This window comes from Aquamicrobium soli (genome assembly GCF_042646345.1).
Classification (GTDB): domain Bacteria; phylum Pseudomonadota; class Alphaproteobacteria; order Rhizobiales; family Rhizobiaceae; genus Mesorhizobium; species Mesorhizobium soli_A.
Genome location: NZ_JBHRTK010000012.1, coordinates 756,230 through 772,253, shown reverse-complemented (window position 1 = coordinate 772,253; position 16,024 = coordinate 756,230). Strand labels below are relative to the sequence as shown.

Here is a 16,024-nt window from a genome sequence, read left to right as displayed (position 1 = left end):
CATATGACGAGCGGAAATCAATGCGACACGACCGGCCCTAAGCATGTCTTTATCCCGAAACCGGGCCACTTCGGGAGACATGCTGTAGGGCTAAGCTTCCCCGGAAATCTTCGTGCGGATCAGCTGCCAGCGCACTTCCGGCATCTCGCAGGCCCTGAAATGCAGCACGATCTGGCGGCTGCGGCGCGGGCCGCCGAGCCCGGCGAAATAGATCGATTCCTCCACCTCGGGCTCCACCTCGGGCGAGGTGAAAAGCCAGTGGTCGCCGGCCTCGGCCGCCAGCACCAGCCGCTCGCGCTCGTCTCGCGCCAGAACGATGTCGGGATGGACATGGAACCGCACCGCGACCATGTCCTCGCCATTGCGGACCGTCCGGCCCTCGGCCGGCACGAAGCGATCCCGGCCGGACAGCACGTTGCCGTTGCCGGTCATCGCCATCTGGCGCTCGTGCAGCAGCCCGAAGCGCGCCGCATAGCCGTCGTGGCGGGCCACGAACCCCTGGCGATCCTTGTCGTCGATGCGCTGGCACGGCACGGCGCGCGGCCCGCCGATCAGCGGCGAGCCGAGCACGTCGCTGACGCGCGGCGAATAGCTGAAGCGGGCCGAGGAGGTATCGTTGAGCGTCGCCGTCGAATGGGCGGCGGTGGCGCGCGCCAGCGGCCGGAACTCGGCGGCGCCATAGGTGTCGATGCCGGCATTGACGATGAAATGCTGGCGACCCGAGGACAGTTCGAATGACAGGCAGCCGGCATGGGCCGAAGCCGATACGGCGACCGGCGGCGGCGCGCCGGTATCGGCGATGACGGTGACGTCCCCCATCGACAGGCGCTCATAGCCCGAATGCGGCGCATGCAGCAGCGGCGAGCCGGCGGTGTCGTCATGGCGCAGGATGGCGACGATGCGGTCCTGGATGGTCGCGCCCATGCCGTTGAAGCGGGCGACGCTGCCGTCCTGGTGGCGAAAGAAGCGCAAGGCCGGCAGCATGCGGTCGATCGCGCCCATCAGCGCCGCCGGCGGGGTTTCCGCCTGGTTGGCGTAGGTCTGGCGCAGCGGCAGGAGGTCGGCGAGGATTTCGAGGACCACCATCGGGTTGCGCGAGATATGGCCGCCGTCCGGCAGGATCTGCCGGTCGAGTTCGGCGCCCAGATTGCGGGTGGCCGTGCGCAGCGCGCTTGCCGGAGCCGGCAGCGACAGCGCGGAAAAGGCCAGCGCGATGCGGGCGCGCAGCCTGTCCTTGCCGTCTGGCATCTCCGGCGCCATCGAGCGCAGGTAGCGTATCTGCACGGCGAGCGATTTCAGGAACGAGCGGTAAAACGGAAACTCCGCCCCCTGCAGCACGACCGAGGAATGCTGCAGCCACGAGATGATGCGCTTGGCCGTCGTGCCCGGTTCCCAGGCGACGCCGTCGATGCGCCCGCCATGCATGGCGATCCAGTCGCCCACCAGCGCCCGCGCATTGGCGGCGGCGAGCTCCGTGCCGGCGGCACGCATGTGGCGCAGCCAGCGAAAGCCGTGCAGGCTCTTTTTCCAGCCGCGATCGTTGACCTGGATCTGGAACGGCGACTGGCCGCCGGTCTCGACCATGTGCCCGGACAAGGGGTAGCGGCCGTAATAGATTTCGAGCGCGATCTGCGGATCGGCGAGCCGCAGGTCCGGCGGCGCGATCAGGACGCGCTCGGGCGTGCGGCCCGAATAACGCCATCGGTAAGCGGGGCCGGACCGCAGGCGCCGGCGCGTCTTGCGCCAGACTTCCTTCGCCACGAGCATGCCCACGCGCATCCTGTTGCCTGCCTCGATTGTCAATGCACCCCCGGGGAATCGCCCTTGCAGACCGCGCAAGGTAAGCCATTCAGGGATTCATGCGAAGGCGCTTTAACCCGATGCCCACTGCTTCGTTCAGCCAGCCTTGCGCAGGCGGGCGGCAAAGAAGCCGTCGAGCCCGGAAATTCCGGGCGCGCCGAGGTCCATGCCGGCCGGCGTGCTGCGCAGCGTGCCTTCCGGCGTGAGGTAGGGATCGAGGCCGGCAAACTCGCCGGGCCGCACCGGATCGTCGGCGACACCCGGCGCGTGCGCTAGGAAATCGCGGTAAAGGTCCTCGCCTTCGAGCGGGTCGAGCGAGCAGTTGGAGAACACGATGCGCCCGCCCGGCTTCACCAGGGTGACGGCGTGTTCAAGAAGCCTTGCCTGCAGGGCCGCCAGCTTTTCGATGTCGGCGGGCGTTTTCGTCCACGGAACGTCGGGATGGCGGCGCACCGTGCCGGTGGAGGAACAGGGCGCGTCGAGCAGCACCGCGTCGAAAAGCGTTTCCGGCTTGTATTCGAGCAGGTCGGCCTGGACGGTTTGCGCATCGAGGCCGAGCCGCTCCAGGTTCTGCCGCAGCCGCGCAAGCCGGTTCTTCGAAGTGTCGAGCGCCGTCACGTCGGCGCCGGCAAGCACAAGTTGCGCGGTCTTGCCGCCGGGTGCGGCGCACAGGTCGGCGACGCGAAGGCCGCGCACCTCGCCCAGAAGCCGCGCCGGCAGGCTGGCGGCGGCATCCTGCACCCACCACGCGCCGTCCTCGAAACCGGGCAGTTCGGCGACGGGAGCCGCAAGCCGCTCCACCCGGACCGTGCCGGTCGGGGTGACGATGCCGCCAAGCTTCTGCGCCCACAGGGCCGGATCGGCCTTGACGGAAAAATCGACCGGCGCTTCATGCCGGTGCGCCTCGAGGATGCGCCTTGCCGTATCGACCCCGTAGGCGGCCTTGAGCCGCTCCACGAACCATGGCGGCGCCTCTTCGGTTCGCGCCAGCGCATCGGCGAGTTCCGCCTCCTTGCCGCGGGTAATGGCGCGCAGCACCCCGTTGACGAGGCCGGAAAACCGTGCGGTGCGCGGATCGGCCTTGGCGTGGGTGACGGCGAGGTCGACGGCGGCGCTATCCGGCACGTCGAGGAAGAGGATTTGCGCCGCCGCCACATGCAGGATATGCGACAGCGCGGTGGCGTTGGGCGGCAACGGCTTTTCCAGCCGGCGCCCGATCAGCCCGGCAATGGTCATGCGATGGCGAAGCGCCGTCACCAGGATGGCGCGCACCAGCGCCCGGTCGCGCAGGTCGAGCGTCCGGTACTGCGGGTGGCCGTGCTCGTGGTCCGTCAGGCCGTCGAGCGGCGTGCGGGCGTCGATGACCGCCGCCAGCAGCCGCGCAGCCGCCTTGCGGGCGGCAAGCCCCGGCGCGGCCGCCTCGTCGGCAGGCCTGGGCCGCCGGTGGGGCTTTCCCGGCTTGCGGTGAGCGTTCCCGTCCAAGATCAGGACCACGGGCCTTTAGGCCCGGTCGGGCTACGACCCCACGGACCTGCCTTCGGCGCTTCGCGCTCGCCCCGCGCCTGCGGCGCGGCGGCTGCGCCCCACGGCCCGCTTTGGCTCGGCGCCGCCTCGCGGCCGCCGCCCATCTCGCGTGCCATCGCCTGGAGGGCGGCGATGCGATTTTCCGTCGCCGGGTGGGTGGAAAACAGATTGTCCATGCGCTCGCCGGAAAGGGGATTGATGATGAACAGGTGCGCGGTCGCCGGATTGCGCTCGGCATCGGGGTTGGCAATGCGTTCGGCTCCGCGCGCGATCTTGTCAAGCGCGGAAGCGAGCCAAAGCGGGTTGCCGCAGATTTCCGCGCCGCGCCGGTCGGCCGAATATTCGCGCGTGCGGCTGACCGCCATCTGCACGATCATGGCCGCGAACGGGGCCACGATCATCGCCACCAGCACGCCGATGAAGCCGAACGGATTGTTGTTGTCGCGATTGCCGCCGAAGAAGAAGGCGAAATTGCCCAGCATCGAAATGGCGCCGGCCAGCGTGGCCACGATCGTCATCGTCAGCGTGTCGCGATGCTGCACATGGGCCAGTTCATGCGCCATCACCGCCGCCACTTCCTCATGCGAAAGCCGGCGCAGCAGTCCGGTGGTGGCGGCGACCGCCGCGTTCTGGGGGTTGCGGCCGGTGGCGAACGCATTCGGCTGGTCGTTGTCGATCAGGTAGACCTTCGGCATCGGCAGGCCGGCGCGCTGGGCAAGGCCGCGCACGATCGAAAAATATTCCGGCGCGTTGCGCTCGTCGACCTCGACGGCATGGTGCATGGAAAGCACCATCTTGTCGGCGTTCCAGTAGCTGAACAGGTTCATGCCGGCGGCGATGACCAGCGCGATCATCATGCCGCCCGATCCGCCGATCAGGAAGCCGACGCCCATGAACAAGGCCGTCATGGCAGCAAGAAGCATGGCGGTGCGAAGGGTATTCATCGTCTGCTCCGTGTCTGGCGAGCGTCAATTCATGGCTGCGATCTGCGCCGGGTTCCGGTATAGGATGGGGAATAACGGGTCCCGTTTCAATCCAGGGAAGGCTCGCATGGCCGACGAAAATAAAGCTCCCGCAGCCACCGACAGCGCATCGAGGGATTTGCCGGCCGCCGCCAGGCGCGCCCTGGCCGAGGCCGAAGCCCGCCGGCAGGTCTATCGTGAAAAGGAAGCCGCCCTGCCGAAGGAACACGGCGGCCGCGGCGGCAAGGAACCCGGCCGCTACGGCGACTGGGAGGTCAAGGGACTGACCAGCGACTTTTGAATCCTGCCCCCCGCGATCGCTTGCGCGCGACGCAGAATAGGAATAAATGCCTTGGCATGGATTCGTTTCGCCGCCCGCTTTGCATTGCCCTTTTCGGCACCGCCGTCGCGCTGGCCGCACTCACCCCGGTCCGGGCGGGCGGGGGTTTTCGCGGGCCCGTCGAGGCCATCGTCCTCGATGTTCTGGACGGCGACACCTTTGTCGCCGACGCGCTGGTGTGGCCGGGCCAGTCCGTGCGCGTCAACGTGCGCATTCGCGGCATCGACGCCCCGGAAATGAAAAGCCGGTGCGCGGCCGAACACCGGGCCGCGCTGCGCGCCCGCGACGAGCTTGCCCGGCTGATCGGCGAGGGTAGCGTTTCGATCTCCAATATCGGCGGCGCGAAATATTACGGCCGCGTCCTGGCCGACGTCGAAACGCAGGACGGCGTGCCCGTGGCCGAGGAAATGCTCGGCCAGAGCCTGGTCCGGGCCTACACCGGCGGGCGCCGGAAAAGCTGGTGCGGCTGAGCGCTCCAAGCCGACCCCTTGTCCCGGATCGGCACACAATGGCCCTGCCGCCGACGGGCATCGGCGCCGCCGGTCAGGACCCGGTAAGCATATTGCGAACTGGCGCCGCGCCATTCATGTTTCATTTAGCACGCCCCCTCAAAATCCAAGCCAAAACAACATTTTGAGGCAGTTCAAGCAAGTCCGGCGCTCTTGCCCGGGCGATCAGGGGGAAAGCCTGCATCGCCGCATGAGAGGCTTCCGGGGGCGTGGCGGCGGAGACAGGGCGAATGTGGGGTCATGGGGGTTTCTGGCAGGCGATCGACAGGTTCGCCCGCCATCGCGGCGGCAATTTTGCCGTGGTCTTCGGCATCACCGCTTCGGCGCTGGTGCTGGGCGTCGGCTTTGCCGTCGACACGGTGCAACTCATGAACGCCAAGTCGGCATTGCGCGCGGCGGTCGACGCCGCGGTCACCTCGACGGCGCGCAGCATCACCATCGGCGACATCACCGAAGAGGACGCCCCCGACACCGTTCGGGCGTTTCTCAGCGCCAACAGCACCGGCGGCCTGCTCGCCTATGACGAGATCGTCCTCGACAGGCTGACCATCGACGACACGGCCAAGACCGTCGAAGCCGAGGCTCATGTCGACGTATCGCTGTACTTCCCGCTGTTCGGCATGCCGAACACCCGCCGCGTCTCCAACATCGGCGCCGCGATCTATTCCGACAGGCACATCGAAGTGGCGATGATGCTGGACGTCACGGGATCGATGGGCGGACAGAAGATCAAAGATCTGAAAAAGGCCGCCCAAAGCGCCGTCGAGGCGTTGCTCGCTGGAAACAAGAATCCAAACACTCCCCGAGTGCGCGTGGCAATCGTGCCTTATGCGGAAGCAGTCAACACCGGCAAGTTGGCCGACACGGTTTTCGTCGAGCAAAAGAACGGTCCCGACCTGCCTCCGTCGATCGCGACTCCCGTATCGGCAACAACACACCCGGACAATTGCGCCACGGAACGCAAGATGCAGGACGGCAGCGCCGATTTCTCGGATGACGCGCCCGACACGATCCGGATCGTTCGCCGTAACAACAAGGATGAACAGTACTACGCCAAGGTCAACCGGGATGACCGCGTCGGCACCTGCCCCCAGGCCGGTCTGGTACCGCTGACAGCCGACAAGGATGCGCTGCTGGCCGCCATCGAGGGCTTTAGTGCCAACGGCGTCACTGCCGGCGGCATCGCCGCACAGTGGGGATACTACATGCTGTCACCCAAATGGCGTTCGGCGATCAGCAGTGCCGGGGCCGGCGACGGCCCCGCCGACATCAATCCCAAGAAGGTAGGCAAGGTAGCGATCCTGATGACGGACGGCGCCTTCAACACGGCATTCGCCGGCGTGCCGGTGAGCAAGGACAAGAACAACCAGCCGCAAAACGACCAGGGTCAGAAATCGCGCAGCTACGCCGAAAGCATCTGCGGCAATATGAAAAGAGACGGCATCGTCGTCTTCACCATCGGGTTCGCGCTCCCCAATTCCGAATCCAGCCAGGCGCGCAGCGTGCTCAGGAACTGCGCCAGCAACGATACGTCCTCGATGAAGCACTTCTACGATGTTTCGACCGGCCCCGAACTGGACGCCGCTTTCAAGGACATCGTCGCCAATACCGAGCAACTGGCGCTGACCAAATAACGGTCACTACACCCGGTTCACAAAAAGCGAGGGCCGCCCCGGAAGGGCGGCCCCGTGCTTTCGCTGCTGGCGCGGCTCATGGCGACATTCCCAGGCGACGGCCCGGAGGCGTCAGCCGCGCGTCACGCCGATTTCAGGAAGGCTGCTTCCCGAAAGGACGATCCGCCGAGACCACGCAACGCAAAACGAAATCACTCGACATCGGATCACCTCCTTTCGATTGGTTGAACACGGCCTTATGATGGGGTGCTGGAACTCTATTTGCAAGGAGCAGACCGTGACCGCCAAGTATGCGCCAAGCTTGGTGTGTGCCACGAGCGCGATTGTCCTGTTCCTTTTGACCGCAAATGCTTTCGCGAACTCCGTTTATGCGCATCCGGCGGCTTTTGAACATACCGAGGTCATCCTCGCAGCCGCCAGTTGCAAACGGGCCGCCTCCTGCGAAGAGGCCGTTCAAATGTGGTGCGGTGGTTATTCGCGCGCCGATGGTGACAACGACGGCATCCCTTGCGAAAACGTCTGTCGCTCTCTGGAAGAAGTCCAGAAAATCAAGGACCAGATCGGCTGCTAGGCCATTGCCCTGCAAAAGCGTGAAACGGTTTTGCGTCCAGAAATGCGGTTAAAATAAAGAGCAGAGCGGCTTTTCGCTCTCACAAAAACCGCAGCGGCGCATCGAGCAGAACATCGCCCGGCCGGTCCACGGTGCAGTAGACGCCGATATTGTGCGCGTTATGGCGCACCAGCGTCCGCAGGATGCCGGGGTCGTTGTCGAACCCCTCCTGCGCGATGATGGTGAAGCCGCAGCGGCGGCACGGGGCCGATACCGTCAGTTCCACCTCGCCGACGGCGATGCGCCGGCCGAGCCACTCCGATTCCGGAAATATCCCCTCGACTTCCGGCATGTCGACGAGGATCGTCGGGCGAAAGCGCCGAGGGTCGGGGTCGCCCTGCGCGTGCAGCGCCTTCAGCCGCGCCAGCGACGCGGTGGTCAGAAGATGCACCGGCGCCTTTTCATAGCGCGGCAGCACGAACGAACCGTCGGTCAGGGATGCCCCCTCGGCCGGGAACGGCCGGATCGCCGCCTCGAAGCCGAGAAAGGCGGAAACCGCCCGGTCGCAAGCCGCGCCCGGGGCCGACACCCAGTCCCCGCCGGGAACCAGGATTTCCAGGCCGCCGCCCGCCGACAGGCGGGTGCGGATGCGGGGCACCGGATGCCACTTGGCATTGCGGTCGGGAGCGGCAACCTCGCCGCTCGCAACCTCGACCAGCCCGTAGAGCCGGTCGCCGTCGGCCCCGCCTTGCCCGAGGAAAATCGCCGACATGGGCTCTCCGGCGAGCGAACTCACCGGATAGCGCCACAGTCCTTTCACCCGCCCGAGCACGGTCATCGATCCTCCCGGGCGGTTTGCCTCATGCCCGCTTGTTCTGGCGGTTGGCGATCAGGTCGTCGACGACGCTCGGATCGGCCAGCGTCGAGGTGTCGCCCAGCGAACCGAACTCGTCCTCGGCGATCTTGCGCAGGATGCGGCGCATGATCTTGGCCGAACGCGTCTTGGGCAGGCCTGGCGCGAACTGGATCTTGTCGGGCGCGGCGATCGCCCCGATTTCCTTGCGCACATGCGCGATCAGTTCCTTGCGCAGCGCATCGCTGCCGCTGACGCCCTCGGCCAGCGTGACATAGCAGTAGATGCCCTGCCCCTTGATGTCGTGCGGGTAGCCGACCACGGCGGCCTCGGCCACCTTGTCGTGCGCCACCAGCGCCGACTCCACTTCCGCCGTGCCCATGCGGTGGCCCGACACGTTGATGACGTCGTCGACGCGGCCGGTGATCCAGTAATAGCCGCCGGCATCGCGCCGGCAGCCGTCGCCGCTGAAGTACCTGCCTTTGTAGCTGCTGAAATAGGTCTGGATGTAGCGCTCATGATCGCCGAACACCGTGCGCGTCATGCCCGGCCACGGCTCCTTGATGCACAGATTGCCGCTGCCTTCGCCCTCGATGGTATTGCCGTCGTTGTCGACGATCTCCGGCACGATGCCGAACAGCGGCCGCGTCGCCGAACCGGGCTTGAGGTCCGTCGCGCCCGGCAGCGGCGCGATCAGGATGCCGCCGTTCTCGGTCTGCCACCAGGTATCGATCACCGGGCACTTCTTCTCGCCGACGACGTTGAAGTACCATTCCCAGGCTTCCGGGTTGATCGGCTCACCGACCGAACCCAGGATGCGCAGCGTCTTGCGCGAGGTCTTCTGCACCCATTCGTCGCCGACGCCGCGCAGCGCGCGGATCGCGGTCGGCGCGGTGTAGAAGATGTTGACCTTGTGCTTGTCGACCACCTCCCACATGCGCGACGGCGTCGGGTAGTTCGGCACGCCCTCGAACATCAGCGTGGTCGCGCCGTTGGCGAGCGGCCCGTAGAGGATGTAGGAGTGGCCGGTCACCCAGCCGACATCAGCCGTGCACCAGTAGATGTCGCCGTCATGGTAGTCGAAGACATACTGGTGGGTCATCGACACATAGACGAGGTAGCCGCCGGTGGTGTGCAGGACGCCCTTGGGCTTGCCGGTCGAGCCGGACGTATAGAGGATGAACAGCGGGTCTTCGGCCTTCATCTTTTCCGGCGGGCAGGCCGGCTTCACCGAGGCGGCCTCCTCGTGCAGCCAGAAATCGCGGCCTTCCATCCAGTCGATCTTGCCGCCGGTGCGGCGCGTCACGATGACCTTGTCGACCTTGACGCCATCCTTGGCGGCGATCTCGATGGCCCTGTCGGTGTTTTCCTTCAGCGCGATATGCTTGCCCGCGCGCAGGCCCTCGTCGGCGGTGATGACGAAGTTCGACTTGCAGTCGACGATGCGGCCGGCCAGCGCGTCGGGCGAGAAGCCGCCGAACACCACCGAATGGATGGCGCCGATGCGCGTGCAGGCGAACATCGCATAGGCCGCCTCCAAGATCATCGGCATGTAGATGGTGACGCGGTCGCCCTTCTTGACGCCATGCTTCTTCAGCACGTTGGCGAAGCGGCACACATGCTCGTGCAGCTCGTTATAGGTGACCTTCTTCTCGTCGTAGGGATTGTCGCCTTCCCAGATGATGGCAATCTGGTTGCCGCGCTTCTTGAGATGCCGGTCGATGCAGTTGTAGGAAACGTTTGTGGTGCCGTCCTCGTACCACTTGATCGAGACCTTGCCCTCGAACGAGGCGTTGCGCACCTTGGTGTAAGGCTTGAACCAGTCGATACGCTTTCCATGCTTGCCCCAGAACTTGTCCGGGTTCTTCACGCTGTCGGCGTACCACTTCAGATAAGTCTCGTTGTCGATCAGCGCATTCTTCTTCCACGCGGCCTGTACCTTGTGGACGTAATCGTCTGACATTGCCTGATTTCCTCTCCCTGCTCGTTTGCCGGCATGCGGCACGCGGCGGCGCGGCTTACGGTCGCGCGCGTCCACTGTATTATTAACACTTCGGCCCCGACGGCAACATCAGACCTTCGACGGGCAGCGGCGTGATGACGCACTCGTGCGATGATCGGCAATCAAAGCGGGCGTATCCTGTGTCCCGATGCCGTTAAGCATCGATTAACCATGCGGGCGCAGACTCCTGATCTCAGGACAGGGCTCATAAGCTTGCGAGGGCGATCATGAGAGACCAATCCGAACTCGACCTGATGCTGAAGGGGTACGGCCTGACCACGGCCAACATCCTCTACCATTACCCCGACCATCCGCACCTGCTGCAAAGTTTCATCTGGCAGGATTACGATCTCGCCCCGAGGTTCCCGGTGCTGGTGAAATTCATCGAATTCTGGCGCGAAAAGCTCGACGGCCCGCTCCACTCGGTGACCTACACGCACCGCACCCTGATCGCGCCCAACGAGTGGCGCAAGGTCGACGGCGAGTTCCTGCTGCACTGAGCCGGCTGTTCCTCCCGATACGGTCCTGCCCCTGAGGAAGCCTCGCCTCGTTCTCCGGGCACCGCGCGCCCGGCGGGCCGCCAGCATCCGTTCCGTTTGCCAACGAGGCTGCGAAGGGCTATGGGCAAGGTTCCCCGCCGACATATATTGCCGGCCATCTGAGGAGTAACGCTCATGAAGTTAAAGTTGCTTGCCGGTGTTGCGTTTGCCGCTTCGCTGGCTCTCACGCCGGCCGCCTGGGCCGATATCACCATTGGCCTCGTGGCGCCCCTCACCGGCCCCGTCGCCGCCTATGGCGATCAGGTCAAGAACGGCGCGGAAGCCGCCGTCGACCAGATCAACAAGAACGGCGGCATCCTCGGCGAGAAAGTCGTGATCAAGCTGGCCGACGATGCCGGCGATCCCAAGCAGGGCGTGTCGGCCGCCAACCAGCTCGTCGGCGACGGCATCCACTATGTCGTCGGCCCCGTCACGTCGGGCGTCGCCATGGCGGCCTCGGACGTCTTTGCCGAAAACGGCGTGCTGATGGTCACGCCGACCGCGACCGCGCCGGACCTCACCAACCGCGGCCTGACCAACGTGCTGCGCACCTGCGGCCGCGACGACCAGCAGGCGGAAGTGGCCGCCAAATACGTGCTCGACCACCTCAAGGACAAGAAGATCGCCGTCATCCATGACAAGGGCACCTACGGCATGGGCCTGGCCAACTCCTTCAAGGCGGCCATCAATGCCGGCGGCGTCACCGAAGTGATGTATGAAGGCCTGACCGCCGGCGAGAAGGACTACACCGCTCTGGTCGGCCGGCTGAAGAAGGACGGCGCCGAGGTCATCTATTTCGGCGGCTACCACCCCGAGGGCGGCCTGCTGGCGCGCCAGCTCGCGGATGCCGGCGTGAAGGCGCAGATCATCGGCGGTGAAGGCCTGTCCAACACCGAGTACTGGGCGATCGGCAACGAGGCGGCCGCCGGCACGCTCTTCACCAACGCCACCGACGCGCTGAAGAACCCGGATTCGGCCGAGGCCGTCGCGGTGTTGAAGGACAAGGGCGTTCCGCCGGAGGCCTTCACGCTCAACGCCTATGCAGCCGTGCAGGTCATCAAGGCCGGCATCGAGAAGGCCGGCAAGGCCGACGACACCGCGGCCGTGGCTACCGCGCTGAAGGACGGCCAGCCGATCCAGACCGCCATCGGCAAGCTGACCTATGGCGAGAATGGCGACCTGTCCTCGCCGAGCTTCTCGCTGTTCAAGTGGGAAGGCGGCAAGATCGTCGCGGCCGAGTAAGGCTGGAGCCAGTCACGTATCCGAAGGCCGGGGGAAACCCCGGCCTTCGCCGTTTCAGGCGGCCACTCGCTCAGCGGCTGCCGAAGATCGCCGACCCGACCCGCACGCTGGTCGCGCCGAAGGCCACCGCCGTCTCGAAATCGCCCGACATGCCCATGGAGAGCTTTTCGACGCCGACCTCGCGCGCCAGCTTTTCCAGGAGCGCGAAATGCGGGCCGGGATTCTCGTCCGCCGGCGGAATGCACATCAGCCCCTCGATGGCGAGACCGTGGACCTCGCGGCAGCGGTCGACGAAAGCCACCGCCCCGCGCGGCCCGATGCCCGCCTTCTGCGGCTCGGAACCGGTATTGACCTGCACGTAGAGCCGCAGCCGCCGGCCCTGCCTGCCCATCTCCCGGGCGAGTTCGGCCGCGATCTTCTCGCGGTCCACGGTCTCGATGACGTCGAACAGCGCCACCGCCTCCTTCGCCTTGTTGGACTGCAGGGGACCGATCAGGTGCAACTCCACGTCCGGAAAATCCGCCTTCAGCGCCGGCCACTTGCCCATCGCCTCCTGCACCCGGTTCTCGCCGAACACACGCTGGCCGGCGGCGACCACCGGGCGGACATGAATGTCGTCGAAGGTCTTGGAGACGGCGACCAGCGTCACCGCGCCAACGGCACGCCCCGCCGCCCGTTCGGCAGCGGCGATTTTCGCCTTCACGGCCGCAAGGTGTTCGACGGCGTCGCCCATGGTCCAATTCCTTCGTTTTCGCGGCCCATCGCCGCCCTTTCGGTTGACGGGTCCGCCAAACCGTGGTGAAGACCCGAACCACGGTCTTCACACACGCAAATCCCGGGGTTTTCCCCGCCTTCTTTAAGTGAAAAACGGATCATGGCAACCGAACGATACAACCCGCGCGCGGCCGAGCCCAAATGGCAGAAGGCCTGGGACGCCAAAAAGCTGTTCGAAACCAGGAACGACGATCCGCGCCCGAAATACTACGTGCTGGAGATGTTCCCCTACCCGTCGGGACGCATCCACATGGGCCATGTGCGCAACTACACGATGGGCGACGTGGTCGCGCGCTACCACCGCGCCAAGGGCCAGAACGTGCTGCATCCGATGGGCTGGGACGCCTTCGGACTGCCGGCCGAGAACGCCGCGCGCGACAACAAGGTCAACCCGCGCGACTGGACCTATGCCAACATCGAGACGATGAAGGGCCAGTTGAAGACGATGGGCCTCTCGCTCGACTGGTCGCGCGAGATCGCCACCTGCAACCCTTCCTATTACCGCCACCAGCAGAAGATGTTCCTCGACTTCTGGAAGGCAGGTCTTGCCGAGCGCAAGTCCGCCAAGGTCAACTGGGACCCGGTCGACATGACCGTGCTCGCCAACGAGCAGGTCATCGACGGCAAGGGCTGGCGCTCCGGCGCCCCGGTCGAGCAGCGCGACCTGACGCAGTGGTTCCTCAAGATCACCTCGATGGCGCAGGACCTGCTGGACAGCCTGGCCACGCTCGACCGCTGGCCCGAAAAAGTCCGCATCATGCAGGAGAACTGGATCGGCCGTTCCGAGGGCCTGCTGCTGCGCTGGCCGCTGGTGCCCGCCACCGCGCCTGCCGGCGAAAGCGAGTTGGAAGTCTTCACCACTCGCCCGGACACCATCTTCGGCGCCTCGTTCATGGCGATCGCCGCCGACCATCCGCTGGCGAAGAAGGCGGCCGAAGGCAATCCCGAGCTCGCCGCCTTCATCGAGGACGTGCGCCATCGCGGCACCTCGGCGGCCGAACTGGAAACGGCGGAAAAGCGCGGCTTCGACACCGGCATCCGCGTCGCCCACCCCTTCGATCCGGAATGGACGCTGCCGGTCTACGTCGCCAACTTCGTGCTGATGGAATACGGCACCGGCGCCATCTTCGGCTGCCCGGCACACGACCAGCGCGACCTCGACTTCGCCAACAAATACGGGCTGCCGGTGATTCCGGTGGTCAAGCCCGAAGGCGTCGATGCACCCGCCTTCCAGGTCACGGAAGAAGCCTTCGTCGAAGACGGCTTGATGATCAACTCGCGCTTCCTCGACGGCATGACGCCCAAGGCCGCCTTCGAGGACGTGGCCACGCGCCTTTCCGGCGCCACGCTGGGCGGCCGGCCGCAGGCGACGCGCAAGGTGCAGTTCCGCCTGCGCGACTGGCTGATCTCGCGCCAGCGCTACTGGGGCTGCCCGATCCCCGTCATCCATTGCGACGCCTGCGGCGCGGTGCCGGTGCCGGAGGCTGACCTGCCGGTGCTGCTGCCCGACGACGTGACCTTCGACCGGCCGGGCAACCCGCTCGACCATCATCCGACCTGGAAACACGTCGCCTGCCCAAAATGCGGCAAGGACGCGCGGCGAGATACCGACACCATGGACACCTTCGTTGATTCGTCCTGGTATTTCGCCCGCTTTACCGATCCGTGGAACGAGAGCGAGCCCACCACGCTCGCCTATGTCGACGGCAGGAACGGCTGGCTTCCGGTCAACCAGTATATCGGCGGCATCGAGCACGCGATCCTGCACCTGCTCTATTCGCGCTTCTTCGCCCGCGCCATGAAGGCCACCGGCCACCTGAACGAGGTGAAGGAGCCGTTCCAGGGCCTGTTCACGCAGGGCATGGTCGTCCACGAAACCTACCGCGGGCCGAACGGCTGGGTGACCCCCGCCGAGGTCGCCATCGAGGAGGTCGACGGCAAGCGCCGGGCGACCCTCATCAAGGACGGCAGCAGGATCGAGATCGGCTCGATCGAGAAGATGTCGAAGTCGAAGAAGAACGTGGTCGACCCCGACGACATCATCGCCAGCTACGGCGCCGACACGGCGCGCTGGTTCATGCTGTCGGATTCGCCGCCCGAGCGCGACGTCATCTGGACGGAAGCCGGCGTCGAAGGCGCGCACCGCTTCGTGCAGCGCGTCTGGCGGCTGGTGTCGGAAGCGGCCCCGCATGTCCGCGACGTCCGTCCCGAGCCGGCACGCGACGGCGCCCACGCGGCGATCTCGCGCGGCGCGCACAAGATCCTCAAAAGCGTCGGCGAGGACATCGAGACGCTGCACTTCAACCGGGCCGTCGCGCGGCTTTACGAACTCACCAACCTGCTTTCGCCACAGGTGGCCGAGATCGCCGGCGGCGAAAGCGGCGGCAAGGCCGCCGTGCGGCAGGCGCTCGATTTCCTCGTGGTGATGATCGCGCCGATGATGCCGCATCTGGCCGAGGAATGCTGGGCGGCCCTTGGCGGCCAGGGCCTCGTCGCCGAACAGCCATGGCCGACCTTCGATCCGGCGCAGATCGTCGAGAACGAAATCACCTATCCGGTGCAGCTCAACGGCAAGAAGCGCGGCGATTTGACAATTGCCCGCGACGCGGATCAAGCTGCGATCGAACAGGCCGTTCTGGCTCTGGACTTCGTGCAGAAGGCGCTCGAGGGAAAGACGCCGCGCAAGGTAATCGTCGTCCCGCAGAGGATCGTCAATGTCGTTGCCTGAACCCCGGAAGTTCCAAGCAGGCCTGGCCGCGCGCGCCATCGCACTTTCGGGCCTGATCGCGGCGGCCGCCATATTGTCGGCCTGCACGGCCCGTCCGCTCTATTCGAATGCGCCGCTGTCGGCCGGCTCGCAGGTCGGCGCCGCGACCGAACTGGCCTCCATCGCCGTCAAGCCGGTCAGCACGCGCTATGCGCAGCAGGTGCGCAACAACCTGATCTTCGCCCTGTCCGGCGGTGCGGGACAACCCGCGACACCGGCCTACTCGCTCGACCTTGGCGTTACCGAGCGGCTCTCGACCGCAGCCCTGGTCCAGACGACGCGCAACGAGGACATCCCCACGGCCGGCACGGTGACGCTGACGGCCGCCTACACGCTGAGCGATACCGCGACCGGCAAGACCGTGGCCTCGGGCAAGCGCTCGATCACTTCTTCGTTCGATCGGCCGCTCCAGGAGTTCGCCGCCTACCGGGCGCAACGCGACGCCGAGGACCGCGCCGCGCGGGAACTGGCCGAACTGTTGCGTCTGGCCATCGCGCAGGATCTGGCCAGACGCTGAAAGCCAGCCTG

At 66.0% G+C, this 16,024-nt stretch carries 14 protein-coding genes; 8 read left to right on the top strand and 6 right to left on the bottom strand.

Annotated elements, in window-relative coordinates; all coding sequences use genetic code 11:
- Window positions 1-90: 90 nt before the first annotated feature.
- From ACFOHJ_RS13560 to htpX, 3 genes are all read right to left on the bottom strand, one after another.
- Entirely contained in the window at window positions 91-1,767 is a 1,677-nt protein-coding gene (locus ACFOHJ_RS13560; protein WP_449224166.1) for a heparinase II/III family protein, read from the bottom strand.
- A 129-nt stretch (window positions 1,768-1,896) separates the two neighbouring features.
- A complete protein-coding gene (locus tag ACFOHJ_RS13555) occupies window positions 1,897-3,288 on the bottom strand; it encodes an RsmB/NOP family class I SAM-dependent RNA methyltransferase (RefSeq protein ID WP_378221579.1) in 1,392 nt (463 codons plus the stop codon).
- Window positions 3,285-4,268: a zinc metalloprotease HtpX gene (gene htpX, locus ACFOHJ_RS13550; RefSeq protein WP_378221245.1), complete on the bottom strand. Its 984-nt coding sequence runs from the start codon at window positions 4,266-4,268 to the stop codon at window positions 3,285-3,287. Before htpX ends, ACFOHJ_RS13555 begins: the two co-directional genes overlap by 4 nt.
- A gap of 106 nt (window positions 4,269-4,374) precedes the next feature.
- Between htpX and ACFOHJ_RS13545 the strand changes: the two genes are divergently transcribed.
- From ACFOHJ_RS13545 to ACFOHJ_RS13530, 4 genes are all read left to right on the top strand, one after another.
- Window positions 4,375-4,587 carry a DUF1674 domain-containing protein gene (locus ACFOHJ_RS13545; protein ID WP_378221242.1) on the top strand — a complete coding sequence of 71 codons (213 nt, stop codon included), beginning with the start codon at window positions 4,375-4,377 and terminating at the stop codon, window positions 4,585-4,587.
- Window positions 4,588-4,643: 56 nt separating this feature from the next.
- Window positions 4,644-5,096: a thermonuclease family protein gene (locus ACFOHJ_RS13540; protein WP_378221239.1), complete on the top strand. Its 453-nt coding sequence runs from the start codon at window positions 4,644-4,646 to the stop codon at window positions 5,094-5,096.
- Window positions 5,097-5,365: 269 nt separating this feature from the next.
- On the top strand, window positions 5,366-6,769 hold the full coding sequence (locus ACFOHJ_RS13535; protein WP_378221238.1) for a hypothetical protein: 1,404 nt from the start codon (window positions 5,366-5,368) through the stop codon (window positions 6,767-6,769).
- Window positions 6,770-7,046: 277 nt separating this feature from the next.
- Window positions 7,047-7,340 carry an excalibur calcium-binding domain-containing protein gene (locus ACFOHJ_RS13530; RefSeq protein WP_378221235.1) on the top strand — a complete coding sequence of 98 codons (294 nt, stop codon included), beginning with the start codon at window positions 7,047-7,049 and terminating at the stop codon, window positions 7,338-7,340.
- A gap of 79 nt (window positions 7,341-7,419) precedes the next feature.
- On the opposite strand, the gene ACFOHJ_RS13525 is transcribed toward ACFOHJ_RS13530, so the two are convergent.
- Together ACFOHJ_RS13525 and acs are read right to left on the bottom strand one after the other, a co-directional pair.
- Window positions 7,420-8,157 (bottom strand): MOSC domain-containing protein, encoded by a 738-nt coding sequence (locus tag ACFOHJ_RS13525; protein ID WP_378221232.1) that lies wholly within the window; start codon window positions 8,155-8,157, stop codon window positions 7,420-7,422.
- Window positions 8,158-8,179: 22 nt separating this feature from the next.
- Window positions 8,180-10,135 (bottom strand): acetate--CoA ligase, encoded by a 1,956-nt coding sequence (acs, locus tag ACFOHJ_RS13520; RefSeq protein ID WP_378221230.1) that lies wholly within the window; start codon window positions 10,133-10,135, stop codon window positions 8,180-8,182.
- A gap of 266 nt (window positions 10,136-10,401) precedes the next feature.
- Between acs and ACFOHJ_RS13515 the strand changes: the two genes are divergently transcribed.
- Window positions 10,402-10,674 carry an usg protein gene (locus ACFOHJ_RS13515; RefSeq protein WP_378221227.1) on the top strand — a complete coding sequence of 91 codons (273 nt, stop codon included), beginning with the start codon at window positions 10,402-10,404 and terminating at the stop codon, window positions 10,672-10,674.
- Between the two features lie 174 nt (window positions 10,675-10,848).
- Entirely contained in the window at window positions 10,849-11,955 is a 1,107-nt protein-coding gene (locus ACFOHJ_RS13510) for an ABC transporter substrate-binding protein (protein WP_378221226.1), read from the top strand.
- Between the two features lie 70 nt (window positions 11,956-12,025).
- Here the strand turns inward: ACFOHJ_RS13510 and ACFOHJ_RS13505 are convergent, their stop codons facing one another.
- Complete coding sequence (locus ACFOHJ_RS13505; RefSeq protein ID WP_378221223.1) at window positions 12,026-12,688, bottom strand: YggS family pyridoxal phosphate-dependent enzyme; 663 nt, start codon at window positions 12,686-12,688, stop codon at window positions 12,026-12,028.
- A 141-nt stretch (window positions 12,689-12,829) separates the two neighbouring features.
- Here ACFOHJ_RS13505 and leuS point away from each other — a divergent pair, with 141 nt between their 5' ends.
- On the top strand, window positions 12,830-15,457 hold the full coding sequence (gene leuS / locus ACFOHJ_RS13500; RefSeq protein ID WP_378221221.1) for a leucine--tRNA ligase: 2,628 nt from the start codon (window positions 12,830-12,832) through the stop codon (window positions 15,455-15,457).
- A complete protein-coding gene (lptE, locus tag ACFOHJ_RS13495) occupies window positions 15,444-16,013 on the top strand; it encodes an LPS assembly lipoprotein LptE (RefSeq protein WP_378221219.1) in 570 nt (189 codons plus the stop codon). The genes leuS and lptE overlap by 14 nt, the downstream gene beginning before the upstream one ends.
- Window positions 16,014-16,024: the final 11 nt, after the last annotated feature.